14 protein-coding genes are annotated in these 16,741 nt (G+C 39.7%); 9 read left to right on the top strand and 5 right to left on the bottom strand.

The annotated features are described in order from the left end of the window. Positions 1–66: 66 nt before the first annotated feature. The 6 genes from betI (at position 67) to AC4CVF_RS01955 (ending at position 7,367) form a co-directional block, all read left to right on the top strand. The gene (gene betI / locus AC4CVF_RS01980) at positions 67–690 is read left to right on the top strand and encodes a transcriptional regulator BetI (protein ID WP_336951915.1); all 624 of its coding nucleotides are present in this window, start codon (positions 67–69) and stop codon (positions 688–690) included. Continuing rightward, entirely contained in the window at positions 683–2,155 is a 1,473-nt protein-coding gene (betB, locus tag AC4CVF_RS01975; RefSeq protein WP_336951916.1) for a betaine-aldehyde dehydrogenase, read from the top strand. The genes betI and betB overlap by 8 nt, the downstream gene beginning before the upstream one ends. An 89-nt stretch (positions 2,156–2,244) precedes the next feature. Next, complete coding sequence (gene betA / locus AC4CVF_RS01970) at positions 2,245–3,939, top strand: choline dehydrogenase (protein WP_336951917.1); 1,695 nt, start codon at positions 2,245–2,247, stop codon at positions 3,937–3,939. Between the two features lie 67 nt (positions 3,940–4,006). Beyond that, complete coding sequence (locus AC4CVF_RS01965) at positions 4,007–4,801, top strand: TorF family putative porin (protein ID WP_419327105.1); 795 nt, start codon at positions 4,007–4,009, stop codon at positions 4,799–4,801. A gap of 579 nt (positions 4,802–5,380) precedes the next feature. Next, on the top strand, positions 5,381–5,968 hold the full coding sequence (locus tag AC4CVF_RS01960) for a TetR/AcrR family transcriptional regulator (protein ID WP_336951919.1): 588 nt from the start codon (positions 5,381–5,383) through the stop codon (positions 5,966–5,968). A gap of 190 nt (positions 5,969–6,158) precedes the next feature. Next, the gene (locus AC4CVF_RS01955) at positions 6,159–7,367 is read left to right on the top strand and encodes an MFS transporter (RefSeq protein WP_419327104.1); all 1,209 of its coding nucleotides are present in this window, start codon (positions 6,159–6,161) and stop codon (positions 7,365–7,367) included. A 130-nt stretch (positions 7,368–7,497) separates the two neighbouring features. Here the strand turns inward: AC4CVF_RS01955 and AC4CVF_RS01950 are convergent, their stop codons facing one another. From AC4CVF_RS01950 to dsdC, 3 genes are all read right to left on the bottom strand, one after another. Next, positions 7,498–8,451: a hypothetical protein gene (locus tag AC4CVF_RS01950; RefSeq protein WP_490788819.1), complete on the bottom strand. Its 954-nt coding sequence runs from the start codon at positions 8,449–8,451 to the stop codon at positions 7,498–7,500. Continuing rightward, on the bottom strand, positions 8,432–9,631 hold the full coding sequence (locus tag AC4CVF_RS01945) for a TonB-dependent receptor plug domain-containing protein (RefSeq protein WP_490788818.1): 1,200 nt from the start codon (positions 9,629–9,631) through the stop codon (positions 8,432–8,434). The genes AC4CVF_RS01950 and AC4CVF_RS01945 overlap by 20 nt, the downstream gene beginning before the upstream one ends. A 606-nt stretch (positions 9,632–10,237) precedes the next feature. Beyond that, positions 10,238–11,170, bottom strand: coding sequence for a DNA-binding transcriptional regulator DsdC (gene dsdC, locus AC4CVF_RS01940; protein WP_419359804.1), 933 nt, complete (start codon positions 11,168–11,170; stop codon positions 10,238–10,240). Between the two features lie 220 nt (positions 11,171–11,390). Between dsdC and dsdX the strand changes: the two genes are divergently transcribed. Both dsdX and dsdA read left to right on the top strand, forming a co-directional pair. Further along, a complete protein-coding gene (gene dsdX / locus AC4CVF_RS01935) occupies positions 11,391–12,728 on the top strand; it encodes a D-serine transporter DsdX (RefSeq protein ID WP_419359806.1) in 1,338 nt (445 codons plus the stop codon). A gap of 17 nt (positions 12,729–12,745) precedes the next feature. After that, positions 12,746–14,086, top strand: a complete 1,341-nt coding sequence (gene dsdA / locus AC4CVF_RS01930) for a D-serine ammonia-lyase (protein ID WP_419359808.1) — start codon at positions 12,746–12,748, stop codon at positions 14,084–14,086. Positions 14,087–14,210: 124 nt separating this feature from the next. On the opposite strand, the gene AC4CVF_RS01925 is transcribed toward dsdA, so the two are convergent. After that, positions 14,211–14,963 (bottom strand): SDR family oxidoreductase, encoded by a 753-nt coding sequence (locus AC4CVF_RS01925; protein ID WP_336951982.1) that lies wholly within the window; start codon positions 14,961–14,963, stop codon positions 14,211–14,213. A gap of 123 nt (positions 14,964–15,086) precedes the next feature. Between AC4CVF_RS01925 and AC4CVF_RS01920 the strand changes: the two genes are divergently transcribed. Then, complete coding sequence (locus tag AC4CVF_RS01920) at positions 15,087–15,983, top strand: LysR family transcriptional regulator (protein ID WP_419328997.1); 897 nt, start codon at positions 15,087–15,089, stop codon at positions 15,981–15,983. 68 nt (positions 15,984–16,051) lie between these two features. Here AC4CVF_RS01920 and AC4CVF_RS01915 read toward each other — a convergent pair whose 3' ends face one another. Beyond that, complete coding sequence (locus AC4CVF_RS01915; RefSeq protein WP_490788817.1) at positions 16,052–16,741, bottom strand: Rossmann-fold NAD(P)-binding domain-containing protein; 690 nt, start codon at positions 16,739–16,741, stop codon at positions 16,052–16,054.

Raw genomic sequence — 16,741 nt, 5'->3', positions numbered from 1 at the left:
CTAAGATGTTCTACATTGAGTAATGTTAAATAAAAAGTGCCTTTTCAGCACTTTAAGTGGATATACATGACAAAACGTAGAGTCAAACCAGAGCATGTGCGACGTGAAGAAATTATTAACGCCGCATTTGATGTGATTTATGAAGTGGGTTTATCCAATATGACCATTGCACAAATCGCAAAGAAAGCCGAGCTATCCACAGGTATTGTGAGTCACTATTTTGGTGATAAACAGGGATTAATAAATACCTGCATGCAAGAAATGTTGAATGTTTTACGTCGCAAAACCGACCAAAATAAAACTGAAGCAGACGAGCATCCAGAAAGCCAACTTAAAGCGATTATTGATTCTAACTTTGATATTAGTCAGGTCAATAAACAAGCCATGCGCATCTGGTTAGACTTTTGGTCTGCAAGCATGCATCTACCCGAACTTGGGCGCTTGCAACAAATTAATGATCAACGCCTGTACTCAAACTTGAAGTTTCACTTTCTCAAGTTATTGGACAAAGAACAGGCAAGCATTGCCGCTCGTGGTTTAGCGGCATTGATTGACGGATTATGGTTACGTGGCAGTCTAAGCAGTCATGATGAATTTGACAGCCAACTGGCACGTTCCATTGCTTACGATTATGTAAAAACGCAATTACAATTTGCGGAAAAGCCTTTGCAGGAGAGACAGAATGAGTGATTCACAAGTTCATCAATTGTACATCCATGGTCGCTATGTAGCAGCGACCAGTGGTAAGACCTTTACCAGTATTAACCCTGCCAATGGTGAAGTGATTGCAACCCTTCAACAAGCATCACAACAAGACATCGAAGCGGCTGTTCAAAGCGCACAACAAGGTCAAAAAATTTGGGCCGCAATGACAGCGATGGAACGTTCTCGTATTTTACGTCGCGCTGTCGACATCTTACGTGAGCGTAATGATGAACTCGCTCGCTTAGAAACCCTCGATACAGGTAAAGCCTTTAGCGAAACATCGACCGTTGATATTGTCACAGGTGCTGATGTCCTCGAATATTACGCAGGTCTCGCGACTGCAATTCAGGGAGAGCAAGTTCCGCTTCGTGAATCAAGCTTTTTCTATACCCGTCGTGAACCACTTGGTGTTGTCGCGGGAATCGGTGCTTGGAACTATCCAATTCAAATCGCATTATGGAAATCTGCCCCTGCTCTAGCTGCTGGGAACGCCATGATCTTTAAACCAAGTGAAACCACACCGCTGAGCGTATTCAAACTTGCTGAAATCTATACTGAAGCGGGACTACCAGATGGCGTATTTAACGTGGTACAAGGTGCAGGCCGTGAGATTGGACAATGGTTAACTGAACATCCTGTTATTGAAAAAATTTCTTTCACTGGTGGTGTTGAAACAGGCAAGAAAGTTATGGCAAGTGCCGCAGGCTCTACACTCAAAGAAGTGACCATGGAACTCGGCGGTAAATCCCCTTTAATTATTTGTGATGATGCTGACCTCAATCGAGCAGCAGACATTGCGGTGATGGCTAACTTCTTTAGTTCAGGTCAAGTATGTACCAATGGTACACGTGTTTTTGTTCCAAAAGCCCTGTTGGCAGATTTTGAAGCCGCTATTGTAGAACGGGTAAAACGGATCCGTATTGGTGATCCAATGGCTGAGCAAACCAACTTTGGTCCACTCACCAGCTTCCCACATATGGAAAAAGTCTTGTCGTTCATTGAGTCAGGTAAACAACAAGGTGCCAAACTGTTGATTGGCGGTGGTCGTGCGACAGAAGCTGAATTGGCGCAAGGTGCTTATGTGTTGCCGACAGTTTTCAGTGACTGCCAAGATGATATGCGCATCGTTGAAGAAGAAATCTTTGGCCCTGTCATGAGCATTCTCAGTTATGAAACTGAAGAAGAAGTCATTCGTCGTGCCAATGACACCACTTTTGGTTTAGCGGCAGGTGTTGTCACACAAGACATCACCAAAGCACATCGTATTATTCATCAAATCGAAGCAGGTATTTGCTGGATCAACACTTGGGGCGAATCCCCTGCTGAAATGCCAGTGGGTGGCTATAAACAATCAGGTGTCGGCCGTGAAAATGGTTTAACCACACTTGGACATTACACCCGTATCAAGTCAGTTCAAGTTGAGTTAGGTGAGTATCAAAGCATTTTTTAATGCACTCAGGCTTTCTCCGTATATCAATCCTATGTGCCATGTCATCACCTGATTGCATTGGCACTTTTAAAAATACAAAAAGGATAATTATGAATACTCTAGCATATGACTACATTATCATCGGCGCAGGATCTGCCGGAAATGTGCTCGCAACACGTTTAACTGAAGACAAAGACATTACAGTTTTACTCTTGGAAGCAGGTGGCCCAGACTACCGTTTAGATTTCCGTACTCAAATGCCAGCAGCGTTGGCTTATCCACTACAAGGACGCCGTTACAACTGGGCATATCTCACTGATCCTGAACCACATATGAATAATCGCCGTATGGAATGCGGCCGTGGTAAAGGTTTAGGTGGTTCATCATTGATTAACGGGATGTGTTATATCCGCGGTAATGCGATGGACTTAGATCACTGGTCGACGCTCAAAGGGCTAGAAGACTGGAGCTATGCAGACTGCTTACCGTATTATAAAAAAGCTGAAACCCGCGATATTGGTGGCAATGACTACCACGGTGGCGATGGCCCTGTATCTGTGGCAACCCCTAAAAATGGCAATAATGTCTTGTTCCATGCCATGGTTGAAGCAGGTGTACAAGCAGGCTATCCACGTACAGATGACTTGAATGGTTATCAACAAGAAGGTTTCGGTCCAATGGATCGTACTGTGACACCAAAAGGCCGTCGCTCTAGTACTGCGCGTGGTTATTTAGACATGGCAAAGGGTCGCCCTAATTTAACTATCGTGACCCATGCCACCACCAATAAAATTTTATTTAATCAAAAACACGCCATTGGTGTGGAATATATTATTGGTGCAGATCAAGCCAATCTCACACAAGCACGCGCAAACCGTGAAGTCTTGCTTTGTGCAGGCGCGATTGCATCCCCACAAATTTTACAACGTTCGGGTGTTGGCGAAAGTAATTTCCTTAAATCGATGGACATCGACGTGGTACATGATTTACCGGGTGTCGGTGAAAACTTACAAGACCATTTGGAAATGTACTTACAATACAAATGTAAGCAACCTGTTTCACTCTACCCCGCTTTAAAATGGTTTAACCAGCCTGCGATTGGCGCTGAATGGTTATTTAATGGGACTGGTATTGGCGCAAGTAATCAGTTTGAAGCAGGTGGTTTTATCCGCAGCTCAGATGAATTTGACTGGCCAAATATTCAATATCACTTCTTACCTGTTGCGATTAACTATAACGGCAGTAATCCCGTCAAAGAACATGGCTTCCAAGCCCATGTCGGTTCTATGCGCTCACCTTCACGTGGTAGAATTAAGCTGAAATCAAAAGATCCTTTTGAGCATCCAAGCATCCTGTTCAACTATATGTCGACTGAGCAAGACTGGCGTGAATTCCGTGATGCCATTCGCATCACACGTGAAATCATGCAACAGCCTGCACTGGATGCATATCGTGGCGAGGAAATCAGTCCTGGAAAACAGGTGCAAACTGATGCGGAACTGGATGACTTCGTGCGCAACCATGCTGAAACGGCATACCATCCTTCATGTAGTTGCAAGATGGGTGAAGACGAAATGGCAGTGGTTGACGGTCAAGGTCGTGTACACGGTCTACAAGGCTTGCGGGTTGTTGATGCTTCGATAATGCCACTGATCATTACTGGAAATTTAAATGCCACAACGATCATGATCGCTGAAAAAATCGCAGATCAAATTCGTGGTCAAAAATTGCCACGTTCTGAAGCGGGTTATTACAAAGCTGGCACTGCACCCGTGCGCAAAGCACCTTTACGTCCGATCGTGTAAAAGTATTCATATTTTAGCGACACCTGAGTTTTGACTGAGTGTGTCGCATCTTGCAAGGACGAATAAAATGAGAAAAAAATTATTATTGACCATCCCTTTGAGTCTATTTTTTCAAACCATACATGCCAATGAATCAGGTGTAGAAACACCATCTCCTTATAGTGCAAATTTGACAGTGGCCAGCCAATATATCTCACGTGGTTTTCAACAGACCTGGGGCAACCCTGCTATACAAGGCGGATTTGATTATGCACATCCCAATGGTTTTTATGCAGGAACTTGGGCTTCTACTGTGAGTGATGACTTCATCCGTGATGCCAATGTTGAATGGGATGTCTATACTGGTTATAGCCGTAGTTTCGGTCAGTTAAATCTGGCTACTAAAGTCGCTTATTACTACTATCCTGGGGCAAAAACCACTGCTGAAACAGGTCATACCCGTTTTGATTATGGTGAAATTATTCCAGAAATCAGCTATGGTCCGCTGAGTGTTAAATATGCAATCACCTATACCCAAGATTATTTTGGCAATAATTCTGACACTTTAGCAATTGGTTCCAATAAGCACTCTCGAGGTTCAGGCTATTTAGATGTAAATTGGTTACAGCCCATCGCTCAAGGCTGGTCGGTGAATATGCATTATGGCAATCAACGTATAAAAAACTTTTCTGCCGCAAGCTTTCAAGATGCCAGTTTTGCCATTAATAAAGTGCTACCTTATGGCTTATCTTCCAGTTTAAGTTATAGCAAAGCATGGGACAAAGACGGATATTATCAAAAATACAGCAATGGCAATCACAATGCCAAAGTTTCCAATCCAATTGATTCTACCCTCACTTTTTCACTCACTAAAAAGTTTTAAGCTAAAGTTTAGATATTTAGTAACCTGTTATAGATTAACCAAAAACCATGCCCTCTATGAGCGTGGTTTTTTAATGTCTATAGTCACCCCCCTAATTATTCATACAAGTGATTTCTATCAAGTCATTGATCAGAAATGAACTTATGTTTTCGTATGTGCTTTTAGAAACTGTTGGTTATCAATTCATTTTTTTTACTTTTGAATTATAGATGGTGATCCTACCCCTCGCCCAACATGAGCAAAAACAAAGCACTGCTTTGTTTGAAGCGCAAGGTTTGGCACCTCTTACGAAAGTGAGGCATCGCCTACGCAAAGCTATTTAAAGTTTGAATGTAATGTGTGGCATTGCAAGCTTTTTATAATTAAATAATTTATTTTCTCATGCAATTGATTTAATTAAAAATATTAATTAAAAAAATTATATTCTTGTGTCTGAGCTTTTTTGACAGGTTGACTTATATCTTGGCTTAATTCAATAAAGCAAACTCAAATCTCCCCATACTGTTGAATTATCATTAGACAGCCATTGATTGTTTGTATAAAGTATCAGGAACGATTGTTCCAGTATGAATTAACATTATGCGCACTAAAGCGTTTGATCCAGAAGAAGTTGAAAATGCCGTTATGCAAGTTTTCTGGCGTAAAGGGTTTGCAGCGACATCCATTCAAGATTTGGTTGAGGAAACTGGACTTTCACGCAGCAGTTTATATAGTTCCTTTAACAATAAAGAGCAGCTATACCAACAAGCCTTATCTCGCTATCAACGCCTGATTAGTAAATCAAATATCGACTTATTATCCAGTGATGGATCAGTCAAAAGTATCATCCAACAATTACTATCTCGTATCATTGAAGATGAATTAAACGATCCGCAACAACGGGGCTGCCTAATGGCCAATGCCTGTTTGGAGTTAGCAGGACATGATCAAAAGACAGCTGAATCTGTCACGTATAATTTTGAACGATTACAACTTGCACTAGAACAGCTCATAATCAGAGGAAAGCAATCTGGTGAAATCATCCTACATAGTTCGCCACAAGCTTTAGCTCTTTTTTTCGTGAATACCATTCAAGGCATTCGCGTTTTAAGCAAAGGCTGTAGCCCAGAAAATCGTCAGCAATATCTAGAGAATGTTGCTGAAGTCGCACTGAATATCTTGTATTAATTTCGAGTTACCCCTTAGCAGACTGTCCAATTTGCAATGCTGAGGATTTTATTTACCCTAAAATGGAACGATCGTTCCATTATAATGACAACATGGTGTTTAGTATGGATATTTATCTTCAATATTTTGTGATGCCTATATTCCTTAAGCGAGATGATCTTTCTGTCAATCATACACAGAGGTATAACGCATGAATCAGCTCAACAACAGACCAGAGCTGAATCGATCTGCGTCAAGCTTACCAATTTGGAAATTATTGGCCTTTACGGTTGCAGGTTTTATTACCATTATGACGGAAATCATACCAGCTGGCTTATTGGCATTAATCAGTCATGACTTAGAAGTTTCTCAAGCTTTAGCAGGGCAAATGATTTCAGTTTATGCCTTAGGATCGGTCATTGCGGCGATCCCTGTGGTTGCTGCAACACGAAGTTGGTCAAGAAAACCTTTATTATTATTGGCAATCGCCGGCTTGTTTATCTTCAATAGTCTAACAGCGCTATCTTCTAGCTATATCGTCATCCTGATTTCACGATTTATTGCCGGAATGTCTGCTGGAATTATCTGGGGTATCTTGGCTGGTTATGCTCGAAATCTGGTTCCTGCCCATCTACAAGGCAGAGCGATGGCAATCGTTGGGGTTGGTCAACCCATCGCATTATGTATGGGTGTGCCTTTAGCCATTTGGTTGGGCAATCTGTTTGGCTGGCGTGGGGTTTTCTGGATGATTTCAGGGCTTGCCTTAATCCTAATCATCTGGATTAAAGTAAGCCTTCCTCATTTGGCTGGACAACCCCCGAGTAAGCAACAGTCTATCCTCAAAGTCTTGGTTCACCCTGGTATAGGCGCAATTTTGACAGTTATTTTTGTTTGGATTTTGGCACATAACATACTTTATACCTTTATTTCTCCTTATTTATCAGCTGTTCAGCTGAGTGAGCATATTGATCTTATCCTGCTTATTTTTGGTCTTTCTTCAATATTCGGCATTTGGATTACAGGGATTTGGATAGATAGATCATTACGCAAATTAATCCTGATCAGTTTAACAGGCTTTGCAATCGCTGCTTTTTTCATGGGCTTGAGCGGTCATCACATCTGGCTTGTGATGCTAGGTATCGTACTTTGGGGAATGACTTTTGGTGGTGCACCAACTCTACTACAAACTGCGCTAGCAGATGTTGCAGGTGAAAATGTAGATATTGCCCAATCAATGCTGGTGACAGTGTTCAATCTTGCTGTTGCAGGGGGCGGTATTTTTGGCGGCATCCTACTGCAAAATGTAGGAATAGACTCATTTTTTGTTTGTATCATCGCCTTATCATTATTGGGGTTATGTATTGTATTTTTAGCAAGTGAAAATGGTTTTAAATCGGGGCATCGTTTAAACAGCAAATAAGTTTAAAACCGTCATTTAACTGCATGTTCTGATGACAAAATCTATTGGATCAAACAGTGCCATCATCGTTGACTGTGCTGTTTGATCAATCTCTTAAACAACAGCTATGGTTTGGTTTACTAAAGTTAGCTTATGGTCTGTTTATTTCACTTTTACACACTTCTGCTGCTGAAGCTTGCTTCATAATGTCAACAATATTTGCGATACAGTAGATGGTATTTAATTGAACATCCGCATTATCATAACTACTCGCATGTTCATAACCATTGATAATAAATGTTTCAATTGGACTACGACCATCAGCACGCACATCCTGTCCAGACTGATAACAAACCGTTCCATCTCCCTTTGAGGTTGGCTTAATATCTAAATAAAACGTGGCTTTATTGGTTTTAGAAATTTTTGACTTTTCATCTAGCAAGACTTCCCTTATGCCATCTTTTTTATAGGCATTGTCTAATAAATTATGGATTTTCGAACTTTTTATGCTTAATTCAGCATCATCTTCCTGAACACGTGTTACATCGTCTTCTTTTATATCACTTCGATCTTTTATATCTGGGAGTTCAATTAAATTTTTCTTGCCATATAAGCTCATTAATTCAATTAGTTCATTTTCACTGCTAATATTTAGCTCTTCTTTACAACGCCAGACCACTTGACCAAATGCTTTAAACCCTTCGTCAGCACCATAGCTTGCATAAGTATTGGCATGATAAGTATCTTTTATATGATCATGTAATTCTTTAACTGTTTCTATATTCTTTATATAGACATCAAAAATACTATCATATCCTTCTTTATCTACCGTTTTTGCAACCAATCCAGCTGGGTCAATAAAATCAGGATTGATCATCGCCCACCAACAGTCTTTTCTTTGGTAGATTTCAGTATAAGGATCAGCAGTTTTGGGTAATGTGGCAGTCATTTCACCTGTAGGCGTTTTAGCTTTAATGACCAACCATGCTTGAGAATTTTTGGGAAAATCCTCAACATTGGAATAATTTGAAAAAGGTAATAACTCTAAGCCACCGGGCGCATTTGCCAATGTTGCGGTGAGACGTTCAGAAGTATTCCCAAACATAAATTTGGTTGCCCAAGCTACAGCACTTTTGAAAAGTCCTGTTGAGGCTTTCCAACCATCCCAGCCTACAGTGAGGCGTTGAAAAATCACGTGCAACTGTCGCACTATTCATAAATGAAGTATCAGTATCATTGTTCGATTCCTGATACCATATTTTACTGTTTAATGTATCAAAGAGCACAAAGTCATTCGGTCGATAAATATGATCAATACTCAATTGTGTTCGATCTATATCTTGGTGTTGTTTTGCATCGCTCTTAAAGTTAGAGAATAAATCGGCTGCAATATTATCTGTGTCAGACTTTTTCTTATAATAATCCGCAGTAAAATTGAGTTGGTGTTGGTCAGATAGATTCCACAATAATCGGGTAAGCACTGCATCCGAGGTCCAATCTGCTGGAAAAGCTGCCGTTTTTGAATTTGGTTTGGTTTCACTCCCCTCACGATGTGCATAAGCCACAAGTGCTTTGAGATTATCATTGCCGACAGCGCCTGTCACAGAACTTAACCATGCGCTGTCCGCAGAGCTATAACCTGCTTTTAATGTTCCAGCGGCGGTTTTACCATCAACCAAATAATCTTCTGGTGATTTATTTTTAAAAGAAACCCGACCACCAATACCATCTGTTGATACATCAGTTGTTCCTGAAACAATATCGACACTGGTAAACATCTCTGGTTCAATATAATCCCGACCAGCACCGCGCTTGCTCATGCTTTTAGGTGGTATATAAGTACTTACTGTTGCCTCTGCTAAATCTATCCCATCTACATCTAAGCCAATTCGATTTGCATCTATACCACGGATGTTATAACTACTGGTGCCAGTACCATCAAAAAATGTTCCACTCCCTCCAACGGAAAACGGTGCATTGACCAAAGGCAAATATTTCACTATACCGGCCATATCGGTTACGCCCGTCTTATCCATGTTTTCTCGGTTGATCGAAGTTCGAGAAACAGGCGCATCATTTTTATATTCGGCATAGACCGTAATCGTCGTCAAAGCATTCTCATTCTTTTCCAATTTACGCTTTTCGGAATTATTCTCTTCTGCATAGCCTACCGTAGTGATGCTTGCTGTCATTAACGCAAGCAAACATAATGACAAATAATGTGGTTTTAAAACCACAGTATCAGACTTGGCTATATTATATAGCGCAACAGGGTTTAAATTCATGAGGGAGAAACCTTATTAATTGATATTAATCATCATTAAATGTGTATATTTAGACTCATCCAATATGTTCAAATCGGGAGTCAAAACATGGATTACAAATATACACATACAATCTATCAAATGAGAATAATAATAAATAACAATATCATTTACAATAACAGTACTACCAGATGTATTTTAAAGCATCAAAAAAAATAATTAAGATATTGAAAAATAATAAATATTTATAATTAAAAATTAACTCTTTTATCAAAATTTGTACATGATTTTAAGTGAGAATCTGTATTTTTGGATGATCTTATTGCCTTAGAATTCGTATATTTTGTTGTTGTTTATAGTTTTACAATGTCATTTTCCGTTTAGCTTTTCCACCCCAATTATTCTATTTTTATAATATAAAAACTTATAGCATCTTTCCTTTTTATATCTCTTTAATTTCTCGTTATATTTAGCTTTGTTCAATTTTTTATTTAGATTAGCGTTATTAAAATATAAACACTCAAATATTAACCATAATAATCAAGTCTTTTAAAAGTTCTAACGGCAAAAAATTAATTTTTACGTTTTAGCGTAAAATTGATTTTGTTATTTTTATTCAAGGCTTTTTCATTGATACCCAATCTCTGAGTTTGCTCGTGCTTTTATCCAGTCACTAAATGCTTTAACTTTAGGTAATTCATTATTTTTCAATGACGTAATATAGTAATGCTGATCGCATTTTAAATACATATTTTTAAATGGCATTACCAACTCACCACTTTCTAAGTCTTTTTCTACGAGCTTTTTACGCCCCATGGTAATACCCAAGTGATTTTTAGCAGCTATTAAAGCCAGATCAGATCGGTCAAAACTCATCTCTGAAGAATGATCCATATTTACATTAAAGTGCTGCGTCCAACTGTTCCATTCATCTGCGCCTGTGCCGTTACTCCATGCTTGGCAGTCATGCAGCAATGTGCAGTTTTTTAAGTTGTCTAGATGATCGTAGAGGTTAAATTTTTCAGCATATGCCGGACTACATACGGGAATAATATATTCGTCCATTAAATACTGATAATTCAACTGAAAAGACGGTTGATTGTCAAAATAAAGCGCAATATCAATTCCGCTACGTTGAAAATTTACATCCTCATTGCCCGTTAAAACTGAAAGTTGGATCAATGGATAGCGTTGGATGAAATCAGGCAATTGGGGCACTAACCAACACTGAGCAATCGATGGTCTCGCATAAATCGTGAGTGAGCCGACAAGTTGCTGATTTTGCAGTGCCTTAATTTCAACATTTAACGAGTCTAATGAAAATTGTAAAGCAGCTAAAATCCGCTGTCCCTCAGTGGTTAACTTTACTTTACGATGCAAACGTAAAAACAGTTTGATATTAAGTTCTTTTTCTAACAAATTAATTTGGTGACTTACCGCACTTGGGGTTAAAGACAGTTCTTCAGCGGCGAGTGCAAAAGACTCATGTCTTGCCGCAACTTCAAATGTATACAGTTTTGAGAGCTGAAAACCAGTTAGATTTTTATGTGCGGTGGTCATGCGTTTTTCCTTTTTGCTGAAACAAAATGATTGATCACATGCTTCTTGCTGTCCTATGCCCATATAAATAACGTATAAATCATTTAAAAATCAAAATTTATTTAGGATTTATTTTTCAAGTGAATTATTTTAACCCGTAGATCAAATATCATCGTTTGACGGATTTCTCTGGTTTAACTTCAATAGACCAAGAACAACTTTTGTCACAGAGATATATGGTATGGAAACCAATTTCGTGGATGTCGGTATATTATTAACCAGTATCGGGTTAATTATTTTCACTATTTTAAAATTTAAACTGCATCCCTTTTTAGCTTTACTTCTGGCAAGTTTCTTTGTCGGTGTAGCAATGAAAATGCCATTACTGGATATGGTCAATGCAATTGAAAATGGGATCGGAAGCACCTTGGGTTTCCTTGCCACAGTCATTGCACTGGGTACTATTCTCGGCAAAATGATGGAAATCTCTGGTGCTGCTGAACGTATCGCCCTGTCTTTGCAACGATGTCACTGGATATCCAGTGATGTGGTCATGGTGCTGATTGGGCTATTTTGTGGTATCACTTTATTTGTAGAAGTTGGTGTAGTTTTATTAATTCCTTTGGCTTTTTCTATAGCGCAGCATACCAAAACCTCTTTGTTTAAATTGGCGATTCCATTATGCACCGCATTAATGGCTGTACATTGTGTGGTACCGCCTCACCCTGCCGCACTTTATGTCACCAATAAACTAGGGGCTGATGTCGGTACCGTGATTATTTTTGGCTTAATGGTGGGTTTAGCCGCTGCACTGGTTGGTGGCCCATTGTTTTTAAAATTAGTTGGTCAACGTTTACCGTTTAAAGCCGTACCTGTCGAATTTTCAAAGCTTACCTTAAAAGAAGAACACAACTTACCTTCTTTAAAAATCACCTTATTTACGGTATTTCTTCCAATCGGGTTAATGTTAATCAAAACAGTGGCTGAATTAAATAATCATACATCCACTCAGCTTTCACACATTTTAGGCTTTATCGGCAATCCGATCACCGCGATGTTTATTGCGGTATTTGTTGCTTACTACACCCTCGGTCTACGCCGTAATATGCAGATGGGAAGTTTATTAAAAGCCACCGAAGACTCTTTTTCTTCAATTGCCAACATCCTATTCATCATTGGGGCTGGCGGTGCATTTAACAGTATTTTAAAAGCCAGTGGTTTAGCTGACTCAATGGCAGTCACGCTTTCCCACTTGCATATGCATCCAATTTTACTTGCGTGGTTGGTTGCGCTGATTTTACATGCAGCTGTAGGCTCTGCAACTGTTGCAATGATGGGTGCAACCGCTATCGTTGCACCGATGTTAACGCTCTACCCTAATATTAGTCCCGAGATCATGGCGATTGCGATTGGTTCAGGTGCCATCGGTTTTACCATTGTGACAGACTCTTTATTTTGGTTAGTCAAACAATACTGTGGTGCTACATTAAACGAAACCTTTAAATACTATACCTCTGCAACTTTTCTTGCCTCGCTCACCGCATTGGGCTGCACCTTCCTGCTTTCTCATTTTATTTAAGCCTTTAGGAGTATTTTATGAACGCTCAACAGATTCATCAGCTGATTGCCCAATACCCGATTGTTAAAGACCTTATCGCACTCAAAGAAGTGGCATGGTTTAATCCCAATTTTACCTCACTGGTAGAAGGGCTGCCCTATGTCGGGTTGAAGCAAAAAGATATTGATGATGCCAGTGCACGTTTGACACGCTTTGCACCCTATTTGATGAAAGCTTTTCCAGAAACAGTAGTATCCCAAGGTATTATAGAATCCGAACTGGCAGCTATTCCTCAAATGCAGCAACAGTTGGAACAGCATTTTGGGCAAGCGATCCATGGTCAATTATGGCTTAAAAAAGACAGTCATCTTCCAATATCGGGTTCAATCAAAGCCCGTGGTGGCATCTATGAGGTGCTTTGTCATGCTGAAAAGCTTGCGATTCAAGCACAACGCCTAAACATTGAAGATGATTATGCAAAACTGAATAGTCCAGAGTTTAAACAGTTTTTTAGTCAATACAGTATTGCGGTCGGTTCTACTGGAAATCTAGGCCTTTCTATTGGCATCATGAGTGCGAAATTAGGCTTTGATGTGACTGTGCATATGTCAGCAGATGCACGTCAATGGAAAAAAGATAAGTTACGTGCGCACAATGTCACAGTAGTTGAATATGCTGAAGATTATGGTGTTGCCGTGGAACAGGGCCGAAAAGCAGCATTAGAAAATCCAAACTGTTTTTTTATCGATGATGAAAACTCACAAACCTTATTCTTAGGTTATGCAGTTGCTGGGCAACGTTTAAAACAGCAATTAGAACAAAAAAATATTTTGGTTGATCAACAACATCCTTTATTTGTTTATTTACCTTGTGGTGTTGGCGGAGGCCCCGGTGGCGTTGCATTTGGCTTAAAAATGGCCTTTGGTGATCATGTACATTGTATTTTTGCCGAGCCGACCCATTCACCATGTATGTTACTCGGTGTTGCAACAGGTTTACATGATAAAATTTCAGTTCAAGATCTGGGTATAGACAATATCACTGCTGCTGATGGTCTCGCTGTTGGGCGAGCATCTGGCTTTGTGGGTCGAGCCATGCAAAGGTTATTAGACGGTTTTTATACATTAACGGATGAAACTATGTATGTACTCTTGGGCATGCTCAATGATGCAGAACAGCTTAAATTAGAACCTTCTGCGTTGGCGGGTATGCTTGGACCAATTTTGACCAATCAACATCAAGACTATGCCGCGCTACATCACTTTAGCCAACAGCAATTGGAAAATGCCAATCATATTGTCTGGGGGACTGGAGGAGGAATGGTTCCAGATGAAGAAATGGAAAAATATTTAACCCAAGCGAAAGCCTATAAAAAATAATTTGTATAGCCTTGATTCTCACAGACCTTGATCTCATCAGAATCTGGGGCGATAGCAGATAAATAAAGTGATTATCCTCTATCGCCCCCAATTAAAGACTTGGGTCCGGATTTTCCCTATGGAATTAAACGATCCCACCATTGACTCGAAGGACTTGGGCATTGACCCAATTACTCGCCTCATTTACGGCGAAATCCAGCACTGCGGCAATATCTTCTACAGTGCCTAAACGCTCTAAAGGTGCAGCTTTACTTAACTGAGCAATCAATGCATCACTTTTGCCTTCAAGGAAAAGTTCAGTTGCCGTAGGCCCAGGTGCAATTGCATTTACCGTAATATTTTTTCCTCTTAACTCTTTGGCTAAAATAGCCGTTAAGGATTCTATGGCAGCTTTTGATGCAGTATAAACACCATAAGTTTCGAGCTTCATCCCCACCACACTGCTAGATAAATTAATAATTTTACCGCCCTTTTGCAGTCGCTTAGCAGCTTCACGCATGGTATATAAAGGGCCTTTAATATTAATTGCTAAAACTTGATCAATACTTTCATCGTCTAATTGTTCAATCTTACTTAATTTCAAAATCCCTGCATTGTTAATCAGCACGTCCAATCGACCATAGGTTTGAATTGCATAATCAAATAATGCAATCACTTCATTAGAATGGCTGATGTTGGCTTTAAATAAACTCGCTGTTCCGCCTAACGCTTGAATACTACTCAAAACATGCTCCGCCTCTTTATCATTACTGGCATAATTAATAATGATTTTATGGCCTTGCTGTGCCAATAAGCTGGCAGTAAATGCACCAATTCCGCGAGAAGCGCCTGTAATTAAAATCACTTTTTCTTGCTGTGTTTGATCTGTTGTATGCATGGTGATGACCTCATGGAATAAAATATACCTCTAATCGCGTCTATGATACTGTTCAGATAAAACCAGATAATCTAGTTAAATCTGACATCTTTATCCGAATAAATCGAACAATTGGAATGGCGTATGGATAAACTCAATGCAATGTCTGCTTTCGTCAATGTGGTAGAACAACAAAGTTTTACCAAAGCTGCACAGATCTTAAACCTGCCACGCTCAACGCTGACTGATGCAATTAAACAATTAGAATTCCAACTCAATACGCGCTTATTGTTGCGTACCACTCGTCAGGTAAAAGCAACAGATGAAGGCCATATTTATTATGAGCGTTGCAAATATATCTTAGGTTATATCAATGAGTCTGATCATGATTTTCTTGATGCAAAACCTCAAGGGCCTTTAAAAATCGCAGTTCATGGTATTTTTGCTGCGTATTTTATTCTGCCAAAATTAGATGATTTTTTAACAGAGTTTCCACAGATACAGTTGCAACTCACCGAAAGCGACCGTTATGTAGATCTGATTAAAGAAGGCATTGATTGTGTGATTCGTATAGGTCAGCTCAATAACAGTGAGTTAATTGTCAGGCATCTGGGCGATATTCAACAAGTGACTTTAGCCAGTCCAAAATACTTAGAAAAATATGGCACACCACAACGCTTAGAAGATCTGCAAGCACATTTTATGGTCGGATTTTATTCATCTGCTCGACAAAAGCCACTGCCGCTTGAGTTTCTGACAGGCAAGAAAACACAGGTTTTTGAGTTGCCGTTGAAGATTCAAGTCAATGGTGCAAATACCTATGCAGCAGCAGCCAAACAGCATTTTGGGATCATCCAAGCACCACGTTATGGTTATTTATCTGAGCTAGAACAAGGCACACTTTGTCAAATTTTAACTGAATATCCTGTTCCATCCCTGCCTATTTCTTTACTTTATCCATCAAAAACACTGGTTTCACCACGACAAAAAGTTTTTATCGAATGGATTGTACGATTGTTTCAGGATAATCGATTGCTTTGAAGTTTGAATCACGCTGCTTGGGATGGATATGATTAACTAGCGCTCTCTCGCATTAATCCCCATAGCATTTATACACCAACACTCAATTCCTGACTCCAAGTTGAATCAGGTTGGTGATAAAGATGCCAACACATATTTTTAACTGAATCCATCAAGGCAATATTCTGACTATCCCAACTTTCCAACATACAATAAGTGATATGGATACCTTTAGGATGAAACTCTCTTGCCAAAGATTGTGCCAATGCCCGAATACTGGCAAACATACTCTGAGTTAAGCCATTATTTTCAGCGATCAGGTTGGGCTGTGTTCCTAGAAAGATCAAAGTTCCTTGTGACTTAATCAGCATCTGTCGAATGATCGCTTGGGAAATATTTACCGCAGCCAAACCAGTGTTTTGCCAAAGTTGTTCGATCTGTTGGGCTGAAGCATCGGAATTCGACAATGATTTTGAAAAATCAGCTTGGAAAATACACAGTTCAACTGAATGCCCTGTGCGTTGAATATAGCCCACTAAGTTTTTTAAAGCAGTCGGATTGATCAGATTCAAACGAACCCGCTTTAGACCTGAATCTTGTTGCTCAATCTTTAGATTGGTTTGCATAGGATCATGCTGAACTTGATATACAGGCATTGCCCTGTTATGTGCTTGATCCACAAAAAGCTGGCTGAGCGAGTAGGTTTCATTGCCAATAACAACAATACAGCCCTGTAGTTTGGATTTTTTTCTCAGCAATGGAGGAATTAAATTGTACAT

Source organism: Acinetobacter sp. LipI_19 (assembly GCF_058242925.1).
Note: the sequence above shows the minus strand (reverse complement) of the source record. Positions and strands in the feature narration are given on the sequence as shown.